This is a genomic window from Mucilaginibacter gossypii, from assembly GCF_900100945.1.
Taxonomy (GTDB): Bacteria; Bacteroidota; Bacteroidia; order Sphingobacteriales; family Sphingobacteriaceae; genus Mucilaginibacter; species Mucilaginibacter gossypii.
This window is the reverse complement of the sequence record NZ_FNCG01000023.1, coordinates 26,297-40,072: the sequence shown is the minus strand read 5'-3', so window position 1 is coordinate 40,072 and position 13,776 is coordinate 26,297. Positions and strand designations below refer to the sequence as shown.

Annotated in this window: 10 protein-coding genes; all 10 read left to right on the top strand. The window is 43.1% G+C overall.

Features of this window, described 5'->3' with window-relative positions:
* Nucleotides 1-91 precede the first annotated feature (91 nt).
* Nucleotides 92-658 carry a gluconate 2-dehydrogenase subunit 3 family protein gene (locus tag BLS28_RS27720; RefSeq protein WP_091175423.1) on the top strand — a complete coding sequence of 189 codons (567 nt, stop codon included), beginning with the start codon at nucleotides 92-94 and terminating at the stop codon, nucleotides 656-658.
* A gap of 149 nt (nucleotides 659-807) precedes the next feature.
* Nucleotides 808-1,959, top strand: coding sequence for a Gfo/Idh/MocA family protein (locus tag BLS28_RS27715; protein WP_256337562.1), 1,152 nt, complete (start codon nucleotides 808-810; stop codon nucleotides 1,957-1,959).
* A gap of 26 nt (nucleotides 1,960-1,985) precedes the next feature.
* Nucleotides 1,986-3,038 (top strand): sugar phosphate isomerase/epimerase family protein, encoded by a 1,053-nt coding sequence (locus BLS28_RS27710; RefSeq protein ID WP_091175421.1) that lies wholly within the window; start codon nucleotides 1,986-1,988, stop codon nucleotides 3,036-3,038.
* Nucleotides 3,039-3,476: 438 nt separating this feature from the next.
* Entirely contained in the window at nucleotides 3,477-4,784 is a 1,308-nt protein-coding gene (locus tag BLS28_RS27705) for an MFS transporter (RefSeq protein WP_091175419.1), read from the top strand.
* Between the two features lie 141 nt (nucleotides 4,785-4,925).
* On the top strand, nucleotides 4,926-5,369 hold the full coding sequence (locus BLS28_RS27700) for a c-type cytochrome (protein WP_091175416.1): 444 nt from the start codon (nucleotides 4,926-4,928) through the stop codon (nucleotides 5,367-5,369).
* 37 nt (nucleotides 5,370-5,406) lie between these two features.
* Nucleotides 5,407-6,657, top strand: a complete 1,251-nt coding sequence (locus BLS28_RS27695) for a nucleoside permease (protein ID WP_091175413.1) — start codon at nucleotides 5,407-5,409, stop codon at nucleotides 6,655-6,657.
* Between the two features lie 2 nt (nucleotides 6,658-6,659).
* Entirely contained in the window at nucleotides 6,660-7,553 is an 894-nt protein-coding gene (locus BLS28_RS27690) for a hydroxypyruvate isomerase family protein (RefSeq protein WP_091175411.1), read from the top strand.
* Nucleotides 7,554-7,603: 50 nt separating this feature from the next.
* Nucleotides 7,604-8,479: a sugar phosphate isomerase/epimerase family protein gene (locus BLS28_RS27685; protein ID WP_091175408.1), complete on the top strand. Its 876-nt coding sequence runs from the start codon at nucleotides 7,604-7,606 to the stop codon at nucleotides 8,477-8,479.
* A gap of 18 nt (nucleotides 8,480-8,497) precedes the next feature.
* Nucleotides 8,498-9,268 carry a 3-keto-disaccharide hydrolase gene (locus BLS28_RS27680; RefSeq protein ID WP_091175406.1) on the top strand — a complete coding sequence of 257 codons (771 nt, stop codon included), beginning with the start codon at nucleotides 8,498-8,500 and terminating at the stop codon, nucleotides 9,266-9,268.
* 339 nt (nucleotides 9,269-9,607) lie between these two features.
* Nucleotides 9,608-13,771, top strand: coding sequence for a hybrid sensor histidine kinase/response regulator (locus BLS28_RS27675; protein WP_369596638.1), 4,164 nt, complete (start codon nucleotides 9,608-9,610; stop codon nucleotides 13,769-13,771).
* Nucleotides 13,772-13,776: the final 5 nt, after the last annotated feature.

Here is a 13,776-nt window from a genome sequence, read left to right as displayed (position 1 = left end):
TGGGGAAAGACTTACGAAGTTTTTAAAACTTCGTAAGTCTGGTAAACACTAATTCACTAACCCAACTAATTCAGTAAATCAATAATTAAACATGAATAGAAGAGAAGCGATAGGCAGGGTAGGTTTGATCCTTGGCGGTACCATCATCGGCGCCGAGTTCTTCATCTCCGGATGTAAATCATCTTCGCCGAAAGTAAACGACCTTTTTACACAGGATGATGTAGCCCTGATGGATGAAATTGGCGAAACCATTTTGCCTGCAACCTCAACCCCTGGGGCTAAAGCTGCCGAAATTGGCAAATTTATGACCGTAATGGTACAGGATTGCTATACTGCCGATGATCAGAAAATTTTCACCAAAGGCCTTAAAGACCTGAATGATGCAAGCGACAAAAAATTTGGTAAAAAGTTTTTGGAGGCCACTCCGGAGCAGCGTACCGAACTATTAACTGCGCTTGACAAAGAACAAAAAGACTATACCAAAACCAAAAAGCCCGAAGATCCTAACCATTATTTCAGGATGCTGAAGGAATTAACCCTGCTGGGTTTCTTCACTTCAAAACCGGGTGCCACACAGGCATTACGTTATATAGCCGTTCCTGGTAAATATGACGGTAACCTGCCATACAAAAAAGGTGATAAAGCCTGGGCAACCTAAAAAATTGCAATATCAATTGATTATACCTTTGATTTTTACAAAATTTGAATTGCTATCAAAAACAGCATTATGTAATAATGCTGTTTTTGATGTATACAATCGATTGAGAAGCGTTTAATCATCAAAAACATCAACCCCAACAAAAACAAATGAAATTAAGATTAGGAATGATAGGCGGCGGACAAGGTGCCTTTATTGGTGCCGTACACCGCATAGCTGCCCGTATTGATGGTGAGTATGAACTGGTTTGCGGCGCTTTTAGCAGTAATGCCGAAAAATCGCAGGCCAGCGGCCTTTTGCTTGGCTTACCGGCAAGCCGCTCATATAGCTCATACCAGGAACTTATTGAAAAAGAAAAGCAACTGCCCGAGAACGAACGTGTGCAGGTGATCAGCATTGTAACGCCTAACCATGTGCATTTTGCCCCAACCAAAATGGCGCTCGAAAACGGTTTTCATGTGGTGCTTGATAAACCCATGACCTTTTCGCTTGAGGAAGCTAAGGAACTGGAAAAAGTAGTTAGTACATCTGGCAAACTATTTTGCCTTACACATACTTACACAGGCTACCCAATGGTTAAGGAAGCTAAGCAATTGATTAAAGCAGGCGCCATAGGTACAATACGGAAGGTTTATGTTGAGTATCCGCAGGGGTGGTTGAGCAGTTTTTTAGAAGGAGAAGATAACAAACAAGCCTCCTGGCGTACCGATCCGGGTAAAAGCGGGATTGCCGGTGCCATGGGTGATATAGGTACACATGCCTTTAACCTTGCCGAATACGTTACCGGCTTACAGGTTACTAAAATTTGTGCCGATATCAACATTGTAGTTGAAGGCCGCAAGCTGGATGATGATGGCGCGGCGTTGTTAAAATTTAACAACGGTGCAAGCGGCGTGCTCACAGCTACCCAAATTGCGGCTGGCGAAGAAAATAATGTGAAGATCAGGGTTTATGGTGAAAAAGGCGGTTTGGAATGGCACCAGAGCGATGCTAACTCATTAACTGTAATGTATACCGATAAGCCTGCCGAAACCTGGCGCACCGGCGGGGGGTATACCAGCTCATTCGCGCAGCATAATACACGTACGCCTGCCGGTCACCCCGAAGGTTATCTGGAGGCATTCGCCAACCTGTACCGTAATTTTGCTTTGACAGTTAAAGCCGGTTTGGAAGGTAAGCAGGCCACTCCCGAAGAACTTGATTTTCCGGGTATCGAAGAAGGCGTTCGGGGAATGGCTTTTATTGAAAATGTGATAGCATCAGGTAAATCAGATGCCAAATGGACTGATTTCACTATTTAATCCACCATCTATTTAAAACAAACAACATGACTACTATAAAAGGACCTGCCATATTTATAGCACAGTTTATAGGAGACGCGGCACCATTTAACAGCCTTGAATCTATTTGCCAGTGGGCAGCGGGTTTAGGCTACAAAGGTGTGCAGCTGCCAACAAACGATACCCGTTTTATCGACCTGCAAAAAGCCGCCGAAAGCAAAACTTATGCTGATGAAATTAAAGGTATAGTTAACGCCGCAGGGTTAGAAATAACTGAGCTATCAACCCACCTTCAAGGCCAGCTGGTAGCGGTAAATCCGGTTTATGACGATCTGTTCGACGGTTTCGCACCCGAGCATTTACGCGGTAACCCGGCCGAAAGGCAAAAATGGGCTATACAGCAATTGAAATATGCTGCACAGGCATCAAAAAATTTAGGTTTAAATGCATCGGTAACTTTTAGTGGTGCCCTGCTTTGGCCAATGGTATATCCGTGGCCTCAACGCCCTGCCGGGATTGTTGAGACTGCTTTTGGCGAACTGGCCAAACGCTGGACGCCGATACTGGATGTTTACGAGGAAAACGGCATCGACCTTTGCTACGAGATTCACCCGGGTGAAGACCTGCATGATGGTATCACTTACGAGATGTTCCTTGATCATGTAAAAGGCCACAAACGTGCTAACTTACTGTATGATCCTTCGCACTTTGTATTACAGTGCCTGGATTACCTGGAATATATCGACCTATACCATGAGCGCATTAAAATGTTCCATGTTAAGGATGCCGAGTTTAATCCAACAGGTCGTCAGGGTGTTTACGGTGGTTACCAGAACTGGGTTAACCGCGCAGGCCGTTTCCGCTCATTGGGTGATGGTCAGGTAGATTTTAAATCGATATTCAGTAAATTAACACAATATGATTACAAAGGATGGGCGGTGCTTGAATGGGAATGTGCGCTCAAACATCCTGAAGACGGTGCAAGGGAAGGTGCCCAATTCATTAAAGATCATATTATCCGTGTAACCGAACGAGCTTTTGATGATTTCGCCGCATCGGGTTCTGATGACGCTTTCAACAGGAAAACGTTAGGGATATAATTTTTTGATTTCGGAATTGGGATTTTTGATTTCGGAATTATAAAATCGTAAAAAACGTCATGCCGAACTTGTTTCGGCACCCCACAAGATAGGTATGCGAGTGCTTAGCATGGCTGCCTGGCAAGTGGGATGCTGAAGCAAGTTCAGCATGACGACATGATTTAAAACTTCGTAAGTCTGGATCTACAAATGCCAGATCAAAAACGAGTGTCATGCTGAGCCTGCCGAAGCATGGTGGGAGGCCTTTACGCGCGACCCTTCGACAGGCTAAGGATAACAGGCCTGCGCTCGCGATAATGACTTTATTTAATCATAAAATAGCCCATCGGTAAAACATGGGATTTTACTAAAAGGAAACATACAGCTGAAATAATTTCGGCAAAAAGCATTTTGATACAGCCAATTAACCAATTATCAAATAACCTTAAATAATTTAAAATGCAAACTATTAACCGTACACAGCTATTCAGGGCAAGCTGCCTGTCGTTGCTGGTAACGTCATTATCATTCGGTATCCGTGCCGGGATTTTGAATGACCAGGGCGTAAGATTTCATTTGAACGCTTCGCAACTGGGCACCATTGCAGCAACTGCTTTCTGGGGCTTTCCGCTGGCTATCATTGTAGGCGGCTTTATTGTCGATATCATCGGTATGAAAAAGCTGCTGGTGTCAGCTTTCGTGTTTCACCTGGTGGGGATCCTGCTTACCATTTTTGCCAATGGCTACTGGACGCTGTTTCTTTCTACCTTAATGATTGGTATTGCTAATGGTACGGTTGAAGCTTCATGTAACCCGCTTGTAGCTTCGCTATATACAGATAATAAAACTACAAAGCTTAATCACTTTCACCTCTGGTTTCCGGCGGGCATCGTGATCGGTACGCTCATCGTGTTCGGACTGGATACCACTTTGGCTCACGGTGTATCACCTAAACCGTACTGGATCTCGCAGATTGAGATAGCATTGATGCTGATCCCTACCATTGCTTATGGTTACCTGTTCTCGAAGTTGGATTTCCCGGTTACCGAGCGTGTATCTGCCGGTATAAGTACCGAGGATATGTATAAGGCATTGGTCAACCCGTTGTTCCTGTTCATGATCATTTGTATGTTCGGAACAGCTATTACCGAATTATTCACCAACCAGTGGACTGACGTTTTATTCAAAACAGTTACGGACAACGCCATCCTTATTTTAACTTTTGTTGCCTCGGTACAGGTATTGGGCCGCGCGTTTGCAAGCCCGATAGTTCACCGTTTGGCACCACAGGGGGTACTGTTGATCTCGGCCGTATTATCAGCTTTGGGCATTTATTTGATGGTACACCTGCATGGTGATGCTATCTATTTTGCAGCGGTAGTTTTTGGTCTTGGTGTAGCTTTCTTCTGGCCTTGCATGATAGGCTTTGTGGCCGAAAACCTGCCGCGTACAGGTGCCGTAGGTTTAAACCTGATGGGCGGGGCCGGTATGTTCGGGGTATCTATTTATATGATGTTTATGGGCGGTTTTTACGATAAAATCATGGCTTCAAAATTACCGGCGGGTGCCAGTCTGGACGCTTATCGGTCGGCGCCGGCGGGCTCGGATATGGCTAAAGCGTTTGATGCAGCACGGTCGGCGGCAGGTCCTGAAGTATTAAATACTACCCTGATTATCCCGATTGCATTAATCGTTGCATTTATAGGATTGGTAATTTATATGCGCTCACGTAAAAAAACCGCTTCATTAGGCGCTATATCGGTTTAATGAGGCTTTAATTATGATAAAAAGTTGTAATTTTCGCCTGATTAACCAACCCAATTAAAATTACATGATGAAAAACAGCAGGGGCATTGTTAATGAACAGATTTTCTGTTAGGTTATCATCATAAACCACAATTAATCTTTATGAAAAAAGTATTCGTTATTCTTTGTATCAGCGCAGCGTTTGCTGCCTGTGGCGGAAATTCATCAAAAAACACCGGTGGTAGCGATAGCACTAACGGTACAAACCAATCAGCTAAAGCTGCCGATGCCAATGCTGATACTGTAGTAGCAAAAACCGGCACCGAACCGGCAGGTGGTTCTGCAGGTTCATCAGCCGGCGAAAAATTAATTGCAACGTTAGATTGCAGCACCTGTCATAAAGTTGACACCAAAGTTATTGGCCCTGCATTTCAGGATATAGCAGGTAAATACGAAGCTTCAGATGCTAATATCGAAATGTTGGCTAAAAAGATCATCGCCGGCGGTAGCGGCAACTGGGGCAACATAGCCATGACCCCACACCCTTCATTGCCTGAAAGCGATGCCAAAGAAATCGTTAAATATATTTTATCATTAAAAAAATAACGAGAAGGATAAGTTAGTCTGGCTTTAAAATATAATTATGAATATCGGAATTAGGGTAAAACTTTCAACAATGATGTTCCTGGAGTTCTTTATCTGGGGAGCGTGGTTTGTAACAATGGGCACTTATTTAACAGTTACGTTAAAGGCTACCGGCACACAAAATGCGGGTGCTTACGCAACGCAATCGTTAGGTGCTATTATAGCCCCTTTTGTTATCGGACTTATTGCTGATAAGTATTTTTCGGCACAAAGGATTCTGGGTGTACTGCACCTGTTGGGCGCGGCCTCACTTTATTATGCAACTACCATAGCTGATTTTGATAAGTTTTACCCTAATATCCTGTTTTACATGATCATTTACATGCCAACACTGGCACTGGTAAATTCGGTTTCATTTAAGCAGATGCAAAACCCAAGTAAAGAGTTTCCTTTAATCAGGGTGTTCGGAACAGCAGGGTGGATCATTGCAGGTATTGTTATCGGCTTATTAGGATGGGAAAAAAGCGGAACGCTTGTGCTCACCTTCAAAATGGCATCAATAGCGTCGTTGATATTAGGTTTATTAAGCTTTACCTTACCTGATACCCCTCCGGTAAAAAGGGGCCAAAAAACTACATTTGGCGATATCATTGGCTTAGATTCAATCAGCTTGTTAAAAAACAGGTCGTATTTAATTTTCTTTTTGGCGTCGGTAGCCATATGTGTGCCCTTGGCGTTTTACTACAACTTTACCAACCCTTTTTTAAATGAAGTGGGCGTTAAAGCCGCTGCCGGTGTACAGGCAATGGGGCAGGTATCCGAGCTGGCGTTCATGGCAGCGATGCCTTTGTTTTTTGTGCGGTTCGGTGTAAAAAAAATGCTGGCTATTGGTATGCTGGCCTGGGTACTGCGGTATATATTCTTTGCCTACGGCGACGCAGGTTCAAGCTACTGGATGCTTATTGCGGGTATAGTAATGCATGGTATCTGTTACGATTTCTTCTTTGTAACCGGTCAGATCTATACCGATAATTTAGCGGGCGAGCGTTTTAAAAGCGCGGCCCAGGGCTTTATTACCTTAGCTACTTATGGCGTAGGTATGCTTATAGGCTCGTACATTTCAGGCCCTATTGTTGATCATTGGAAAGTATCCGATACATCACATAACTGGCAAACCATTTGGCTTATACCTGCAGGTATTGCCGCTGTGGTATTGATATTATTCCTCGCTTTATTTAAAGATAAAACAAGCATGGCCACAAAACCAGGTTTGGATATTCAGGAACCATCAGCACAAACCGAAATATAATTATGGCATCAAATCAAAACAGGCGGTCGGCTATCAAAAGCATGATCGCGGGCACGGCGGCAATTGGCGCGTCGGGTGTATTATCTTCATTTACCATCGAAACTGAAAAACATATGCAGGCTGATGATAAGCTCAAAGGCAATATTAACCATGCTGTATGCCGCTGGTGTTACGGCGATTTTACGATAGATCAACTTTGTGCCGCTGCTAAGGACATCGGCATAAAAGGGATCGATCTGGTTGGCCCTTCAGACTGGCCTACACTAAAAAAATACGGCTTGTTCTCATCTATGTGCAATGGTGCCGAGATCAACCTTACCGATGGTTTTGGTGATAAACAGTTTCATGCCAAACTGCATGAAAATTATACCAAAATGATCCCGCTGGTGGCAGAGGCGGGTTATAAAAACCTGATCTGCTTTAGCGGCAGCCGTCGCGGTAAAACCGATGAGGAAGGCTGGAATAATTGCGTTGAAGGCTTGAAACCTATGGTTGCCCTTGCCGAAAAACACAACGTAATATTGGTAATGGAACTGCTGAACAGCAAAATTGATCACAAAGATTACCAGTGCGACAGGGTAGAGTGGGGCGCCGAACTTTGCCGCAGGCTTGGTTCAGAAAACTTTAAATTGCTGTATGATATCTATCATATGCAGATTGACGAAGGCGATGTGATCCGCAATATCCGCGCTAATCATCAGTACATCGCTCATTACCATACCGGCGGTGTTCCCGGCCGTAACGAGATTGATGAAACCCAGGAACTTTACTACCCGGCCATTATGCGTGCCATTGTGGAGGTAGGGCATAAAGGCTTTGTAGCCCAGGAGTTCATCCCGAAACAGAAAGACAAAATAGCTTCGCTTAAAAAGGCGGTGCATATTTGTGATGTTTAAACCTTACATCACCTTATCACTCTAAAAAGCTAAACTAATAAAACAAATACATGACAACCAGAAGAACATTTTTAGCACAAGCCGGATTAATGGCCGCAGGCGCAATGCTTGCGCCGAAATTGGTATCGGCGAAAGCTTCAAATAAAGTGGGCCTGCAATTGTATAGCCTGCGCGATCAGTTACCCAAAGATGTAAAAGGTGTTATTGCACAAGTAGCAAAAGCCGGTTATAACGAAGTTGAAACCTTTGGTTTTAACAAAGAAACCGGTTATTGGGGATTAAAAGGTAAAGAATTTAGTCAGCTTTTAAAAGATAACGGACTAACAACTCCAAGCGGTCACTATGGCCTTGACGAGTATTTAGGCTCAGGTAAAACTGATGACCTGAACGCTTACATTGAAGTTGCCAATACCATTGGTCAGTCACATATTATTATCCCGGCTTTAAACCACAACTTTATTAAAACTGTTGATGATTGTAAAGGTGTGGCCGAGAAAATGAACAAGATTGCCGAGATCCTGAAAGCATCGGGCTTAAAATTAGGTTACCATAACCACAACTTTGAGTGGGCACCGGTTGGTGACACTACTTTTTACGATGTGGTGCTTGCCAATACCGATCCTAAACTGGTAGCCATGGAAATGGATATTTACTGGGTAGTGCGTGCCGGTAAAAACCCGGTTGAGATTTTTGAAAAACACCCCGGCCGGTTCGCTTTTGTGCATGTTAAAGACAGGGATAAAACCAATGCCGAACTGAATACTGAAATAGGTAACGGTGATATCGACTTTAAAACCATATTGGGTAAAGCTAAGCTTGCAGGCATTAAGCACTTTATTGTTGAGCAGGAAAACTATACCAATATCGACCCGTATGTGAGCATTGCAAAAAGCGCTTCATACCTTAAAAATACGCTTCACGTTTAAACCAATTATTTTAGAGAGATGAAATATCCATTAATACTAACCGCCCTTTTAGCAGGCAGCTGCTTCATGGCAAACGCGCAAAGTGCCAAACCTGAAGACACCGAGATTTGGGAACCGGTACCTAAGGTAGTTACACCGGGCAAAAATTTAGGCGATGCCCCTTCAGACGCAATTATTTTGTTTAACGGTAAAGGCCTTGACGAGTGGGTTTCTGTTGAAGATAAAACCCCTGCTAAATGGCTGGTAAAAGGAGATGTACTTACCGTAAATAAAGCTACCGGTAACATAGAAACTAAAAAAAGCTTTGGCAACTACCAACTGCACATTGAGTGGAAAGTACCTGCAAACATTACAGGCAGCGGGCAGGCCCGCGGCAACAGCGGCGTGTTCTTAGCTTCGATAGGTAAAGGTGACGCAGGTTATGAGCTACAGGTTTTAGATTCGTACGAAAATAAAACTTATGTTAACGGCATGGCAGGCAGCTTGTATAAGCAAGTGATCCCACTGGCAAACCCTGGTCGTAAACCCGGCGAGTGGAATGTTTATGATGTAATTTGGACCGCTCCTGTATTTAACGAAGACGGTTCATTGAAATCGGCAGCAAGGGCTACCGTATTTTTCAATGGTGTGCTTGTTGAAAATAATTTTGAGCTGCTTGGTCCTACTCAATACATCGGCAAACCATCGTACGAAGGCAAAAAACATGGCCCGTCGCCAATTAAGTTACAGGCCCATGGCGATAAGAGCGAACCGCTTAGCTTCCGCAATATTTGGGTAAGAGAGCTGTAAGCAACGCTACTAATTTTTGAAAATATGATAAGCCTCCCGGTAATGCCGGGAGGCTTTTTTTATGGTATTTAATATTCTAAAGGTAGAACCTACGGTTGCTAAACGCTGTCGCTATTTATATAGTCTATTTACTAATCAGTCTGTTAGCTTTGGTTTTTGTGTATTCCGCTTTCAGTTTTTATATCATTGCTTTTTTTTGTCTACATTAAACTTATAAATATTATAGCCGTATAAGTTAACTATAAACCATTCTGTTTCTCTTTTTAAGGAACGGATTTTCACGAAAATTAAAACTCAACACCGCCTGTTATTTTGAATATCTATAAATATTTGTTTGTTGTGGTTGCCTTGTTGATTACCCGAAATGGGTTTGCGCAAGATAGGAACCTTAAGTTTGAGCATATCGGCACCCGGGAGGGCTTATCACAAATTAATGTGAGTACCATAATTCAGGATAGCCGGGGTTTTATGTGGATAGGTACCCGCGACGGCCTTAACCGGTATGACGGATATAGCTTTGTGATATATAAGCACAGTATCCAGGATGATAATTCATTAAGCAGTAACCTGATATCAGATATCGCCGAAGACAAAGAGGGCAACATATGGCTGGCCACCCTTTTTGGCTTAAATAAGCTCGACCGCAAAACAGGTAAGTTTATACATTACTTTCATGACAGCGCCAATTCAAACAGCATCTCAAGCAATTTTGTAAACAGGCTGATATTTGATCATGATGGTATTTTATGGATAGGCAGCCAAAAAGGCGGGCTCGACCGGTTTGATATCTACCAAAATAAATTTACTCATTATAAACACAACGAGGCCGACCTGTCGTCATTAAGTGACGATGATGTAACCGCGTTAAAGGAAGACTCCAAGCACCGTTTATGGGTTGGTACCCTGAGCCACGGTCTTAATCTGTTTGACAGAAAGAAGGAAACTTTTACACGATATCAAAGCCAGCCGGGGGTAAACGCCAGTATTTCAGGAGGCTATGTAATTGCTATATACGAAGATATTGAGGGCAGGTTATGGATAGGGACGGAAGATGGCGGGCTTAATTTATTTGACCCGGGAAAAGGCACATTTAAACATTACCTTGAGAATAAAAAAGATTCCGGCTCTAACTCAGGCTATAGTGTTTTGGCATTAAACATGGACCTGAACGGTAATTTGTGGGTAGGTACCGAAAATAATGGCGTTAATATCCTGAACCCTGTAACCGGAAAAATAACAGCCTACAAGCATGATGATATTGACAGGGGCAGTATGAATGGTAATTCCATTTACAGTATTTGCCGGGATAGGATGGGGAATATGTGGCTTGGGGCATTTAGTGGCGGCATTAACCTGTATAAGCGCAGTACCGAAAGTTTTTCGCATTTCAGGCATAGCTCATCGCCAAACAGCCTGGCCAATAATTTTGTACTGTGCCTGCATGAAGATCAGGATAGTAATATTTGGGTAGGCACCGACGGGGGCGGTGTTAATGTGTTTAATAAGGATGGTACCGTTAAACATTATGTGAATGATCCGGCTAATGCCAATAGCCTGACCGGAAATTATGTATTGAACATCATCCAGGATTTTAAAGGTGACTTTTGGATAGGCACCTGGGCTGATGGTTTGTGCCGGTTTAATCCCCGCACCGGCAGTTTTACCGGTTTTAAACATGACGTGGCAAAGCACGGCAGCTTAAGTAATAACAATGTTTATGCCCTTACCCAAACCCGCGACAACCGCATCTGGGTAGGTACCTATAACGGCGGACTCGATTTGTATGACGAAAAGTCGGGCACATTTTCGGCTTTTAATTATGATCCTAATGATCCTAAAAGTATCAGCAGCGATAGGGTATATTCCCTGCTTGAGGATCATAACGGCAATTTTTGGGTTGGCACTTTTGATGCCGGCCTCAATTTGATGGATAGGAAAACAGGTACCTTCACCCGGTTTCAGCACGACGAGAGGCGTAACAGTATCAGCAATAACAGTGTCCCCGATTTGTTTGAGGATAGTAAGGGCCGCATCTGGATCAGTACACTTTCGGGGCTTAATCTATTTAACCCGGTTACCAAACATTTTACGGCGTTTACGACCAAAAATGGCTTACCAAGCGATGTCATTTATGCTGTGCGCGAAGATAAGCTGGGCACCATATGGGTTAGTACCAATAATGGTTTATCCAACTACGATCCGGTTAAGAACATCTTTAAAAACTATACTATTGAAGATGGTTTACAGGATGAAGAATTTAAATCACATTCGGCCCTGCAAACTAAGGACGGCAGGATCTTTTTTGGGGGAATTAACGGTTTTAATTCCTTTACACCCGGACAGATCTTAAAACCATCCGCCTTTATGCCCCTGGTTATCACCAATTTTCAATTGTTCAATAAAACAGTTAAAATTGCCCGCGGCAAGGATGACCCATCACCCTTAAAACAAGATATAAGTGATACCAAATCAATTAAATTATCCTATACTCAATCTGTAATTACATTACAGTATGCGGCGCTTGATTACTCTTCATCTGATAAAAAGAAGTACAGTTACATACTCGAAAACTTCGACACAGACTGGAACAATGTGGGAAGCCGGAATACTGCTTCATATACCAATTTGCCGCCGGGCGAGTATACTTTTAAGTTAAAGTATCAGAATACATCAGGGTTATGGTCGCCACCTTCAGCGGGATTAAAAATTACTATTGTGCCGCCGTTTTGGTTAACCTGGTGGTTTAAATTAATTGCCGCGGTAACCATAATTGGTTTGGTATACTTTATTTTTAAATACCGGGTTAAATTTTTGAAGGCACAGAAAACCGTACTGGAACGCCAGGTAAAAGAACGTACCGAAAGCTTGGTAAAAATGACAGCGAATGAACGCCTGGCCCGTGAGGCATCAGAAAAAGCGCGTGAAGAAGCCGAAAGCGCCAATAAAGCCAAGAGTATTTTCCTTGCTACCATGAGCCATGAAATCCGGACACCTATGAACGGTGTTATCGGCATGGCAACATTGCTGGCCAGTACCCGGCTTACCAGCGAGCAGGAGGAGTATACCGAAACCATAAAAAATTGCGGCGATGCCCTGTTAACGGTTATTAATGACATTCTTGATTTTTCTAAAATTGAATCGGGCAATATGGAGCTTGATGAAGAGGATTTTGACCTGCGCGATTGCATAGAAGGCGTTTTGGATGTTTTTGCCGAAAAAGCTTCGCGGTTAAACCTTGATTTGGTTTACCAGGTTGAACATAATGTGCCGGTTCAAATTATTTCCGATTCGATACGTCTTCGACAGATCCTGATTAACCTGGTAGGCAATGCGGTGAAATTCACAACCCAGGGCGAAGTTTTTATACTGGTAGGGGTAAAAGAGCAAAAAGATGACGACCTGGAATTGATCTTTAAAATAAGGGATACAGGCATCGGCATTGCCGAGGATAAACTGGAGCGTTTGTTTAAGCCGTTTTCGCAGGTTGATTCAAGTACAACCCGTAAATATGGCGGCACTGGTTTAGGCTTGGCTATAAGCGAAAAACTGGTTAAGCTAATGGGCGGCGAAATCAGCGTACAAAGTGAAATAGGCAGGGGGACTACTTTCTCGTTCACCATAAAATCAAAAGTGGGGCAAAAGGTAAAACGAAATTACGTTTACCTTAACCTTACCGAGCTTGAAAACAAGCGTATTTTATTTGTTGATGACAATGCTACCAACCGCGATATAATTGACACGCAGCTGAGGCAGTGGAAATATGATCCTGTAGTTGTGGCATCGGCAACTGAGGCGTTAAAAGTGCTTAACGATCAGCATGAGCATGTTGACCTGCTGATAACAGATATGAGCATGCCCGAAATGGATGGCCTGCAGCTGGCTAAAGAAGTAAAACGGAAATTTCCTGAAATGCCTATTGTATTATTAAGCTCGATAGGCAGCGAACAAAGCAAGCGGGAAGACAATGTATTTAACGCGGTGTTAACTAAGCCTACAAAGCATAATCTGTTACATAAGCATATAGTTGAGCAGTTAAAAGCCGGCAGCGGTATTAAAACTGAGTACCACCAGGTGCAAACAGCGTTTTCTAAAGATTTTGCTAAAAATTACCCCATGAGCATTCTGATAGCCGAGGACAACTTAATAAATCAGAAGCTTGCTATGCATATGTTAAGTAAAATGGGCTATAGCGCCGATATTGCCGAAAATGGTCATGCTGCGTTAAATGCTATGGTAACAAAACATTACAACCTTATTTTGATGGATGTACAAATGCCCGATATGGATGGTTTGGAAGCAACGCGCTTTATCCGCAGTAACATGCAGGACCAACCAGTAATTATTGCCATGACCGCAAACGCAATGCCTGAAGATAAGCAGGCATGTATTGACGCCGGGATGAATGATTATCTGAGCAAGCCCATGAAACTTTCTGACTTAATGGAAATGCTTGAAAAATGGGGTAAATATATAAACGGACATAATGCAGGTTTAATGAATTGACATTA